Annotated in this window: 3 protein-coding genes; 1 reads left to right on the top strand and 2 read right to left on the bottom strand. The window is 71.3% G+C overall.

Annotated features, from left to right (window positions below; translation table 11 throughout):
- A partial coding sequence (locus BKE38_RS28005) for a D-alanyl-D-alanine carboxypeptidase family protein (protein ID WP_076960442.1) occupies nucleotides 1–1,049 on the bottom strand: 1,049 nt, incomplete at its 3' end.
- Between the two features lie 351 nt (nucleotides 1,050–1,400).
- Nucleotides 1,401–1,904 (bottom strand): hypothetical protein, encoded by a 504-nt coding sequence (locus tag BKE38_RS33525; RefSeq protein WP_242662602.1) that lies wholly within the window; start codon nucleotides 1,902–1,904, stop codon nucleotides 1,401–1,403.
- Here BKE38_RS33525 and BKE38_RS28000 point away from each other — a divergent pair.
- Nucleotides 1,882–2,271, top strand: coding sequence for a phasin family protein (locus tag BKE38_RS28000; protein ID WP_242662601.1), 390 nt, complete (start codon nucleotides 1,882–1,884; stop codon nucleotides 2,269–2,271). The two genes, BKE38_RS33525 and BKE38_RS28000, sit on opposite strands and share 23 nt — an antisense overlap.
- Nucleotides 2,272–2,406: the final 135 nt, after the last annotated feature.

The raw sequence follows: 2,406 nt of genomic DNA, 5'->3' as shown, positions 1-2,406 counted from the left end.
GCCGCACCGTGGTCGAGCAGGGCGATGGCGGCGGCGCGGACGCGGCTGCCGCCATCGCCCTGCTCGACCACGGTGCGGCGGGCGGGGGCGGCGGCCACGGCCGCCCGGGCGCCGGCGCGCGGCTTGACCGGGGTGACCGAGGCCAGGGCCACGCGGCGGCTGGCCGGCGGCTCGGCGGCGGCGGCGCGGGCCAGGAGGGCCGGGCCGCGGACGCGGCGGATGGCGGTCGCGGCCACTGCCCCGGTCGCGGCGACGCCGGCCGCGCTGGCCATCAGGCCGGAGGTGCCGGAGCCCACGCCCATCTGGGCGAAGCCGCGGTCGAGCAGGGCGCCGGCATGGCGGTCGCGCTCGACCCAGGAACTGCCACCGAAGACGGCGACCACCAGGCGGGTGTTCTCGCGCCGCGCGGAGGTGACGATGTTGAAGCCGGAGGCGTTGATGTAGCCGGTCTTGATGCCGTCGACGCCTTCGTACTCGCCCAGCATGCGGTTGTGGTTGCGCAGGCTGATGCTGCCCATCTGATGGGTGCGGGTGCCGAAATAGTGGTAGCGCTCGGGGAAGTCGTGCTGCAGCCGGCGGCCCAGCGTCGCCATGTCATGCGCCGTGGTGATCTGCTCGATGTCGGGCAGGCCGGAGGCGTTGCGGAAGGTGGTGCCGGTCATGCCCAGCGCCCGCGCCCGCAGCGTCATCATCTGGGCGAAGCGGGACTCGTCGCCGCTGCCCAGGGTCTCGCCGAAGAGCGAGGCGACGTCGTTGGCCGACTTGGTGACCAGCGCGTAGATGCCGTTCTCGACGGTGATGCTGCGGCCTGGCGGCAGGCCGAGCTTGGACGGCGGGCGGGAGGCGGCCGTCGGCGTCATCTCGATTCGCTGATCGAGGCTCAGCCGGCCGCTGCGCAGCGCGTCGAAGACCATATAAAGGGTCATCATCTTGGTCAGCGAGGCCGGGTGGCGCGGGGCGTCGGCGTTGCTGCCGAACAGGACCTGGCCGGTCTGGCCGTCCAGCACCACGGAGGCGTAGCGCTCGCTGCCGATCTGCGCCTGGGCCACTCCCGGCAAGGCAAGGAGTACCGTCGATGCGGCCAGGAGTCCCAGCCGACGAACCACGCGCGCGAATTGCATCCCATCCCCCAAAGCAGCCATCTCGCCCCCCAGCGAGAGGCCGGATGATAGGAGAATTTTCGCCGGCTTGTCATCGGGAACCAAACGGGAACCGTGACCTTCGCCAGACACTTAAGCTGCGTCGTTTAACTGGGGTGGCATCTGCCCGGCCAACCCGTTGCGCAAGCGGCACGCAAGCCCCGGCGGGCGGCGCAAGGCGGCTGGAACCGCTTCGTCAAGGGTTCATGCTGCGGCGCAAAATAATCCTGGACAAGCGCCGGCTTCATTGCCATATCGTCCCTATGCTGCACCGCAACACGGTGAAGCCACAGGCCCGGCACCGCGCAGCTCCGGTCCGGCCTGGCGAAGTGATGCCCGAGCTGCGCCGTTCTGCCCGTCCCGGATGATCCCGGACCGGGCCGGCCGGCCGCACAGGAGGAGGAGCTGCATGGCCAACGCGCCGAAGATCACCAGGCCCGAAACCGACAAGCCGAAGCCGGCCGCCCGCGTGGCCGCGCCGAAGCTGCCCGCGCCCGCGCTGTCGGCCGCCAGCACCGAGGTGGCGGCGACCATCGCCTCGGAAGCGAGCACGGTGGCCGAGGTGGTCAGCCAGGGGGTGGCGGCGGTGCTGGCCGCGCCCCGGACGGAGCCCGCGGCTCCGGCCGCAGCGATGGCAGAGAACGAGACGGGCTCCCTTCCGGCGGCCGCCCCCGCGGCCGGAGCGGCGACCAGGACGATCGCAACCAGTGCGGCAGAGACCCGCACGGCTATGGAGAAGAGCATGGACCAGATCACGCGCGGCACCGAGGGCTTCTACAAGGCGACCGAGGAGGCCGTGGAGTTCAGCCGCGGCAATCTGGAGGCGCTGACCAAGGCGACCCAGACCTACATCACCGGCCTGCAGGACCTGAGCAAGCAGGCCTTCGCCGTGATGCAGGGGCTGAACGAGCAGGCCGTGGCCAATGCCAAGGCGCTGGCCTCGGTCAAGAGCCTGAAGGAAGCCGCCGAGATCCAGGCCGGCTTCGCCAAGGCGCAGCTGGAGAAGTCGATGGCCGAGGCCACCAAGCTGAACGAGGCGGCCTTCAAGCTGGCCGAGCAGTCCTCGGCGCCGATCGCCGCCCGCATGACCCTGGCGGTCGAGAAGTTCTCGCGTCCGACCAACCTGGTCTGACCCTTCCGGTCTGACCCTCTCGGTCTGAAAGCGGGCCCGCCGAATCCGGCGGGCTGTCTGGCCGGCCCCGGCGATCCCGGGGCCGGCCTTTTTCGTGGCGATCCCCCTCGCCGCCTCACCGCCCTCCTGCCCCTC

Source organism: Teichococcus deserti (assembly GCF_001982615.1).
GTDB lineage: Bacteria > Pseudomonadota > Alphaproteobacteria > Acetobacterales > Acetobacteraceae > Pseudoroseomonas > Pseudoroseomonas deserti.
This window is presented reverse-complemented; position numbering and strand designations above follow the sequence as displayed.

Bases quoted from the DNA above. Each gene is read 5' to 3' on its own strand.
- BKE38_RS28000 (WP_242662601.1), top strand. From the start codon at position 1,882: ATGGACCAGATCACGCGCGGCACCGAGGGCTTCTACAAGGCGACCGAG.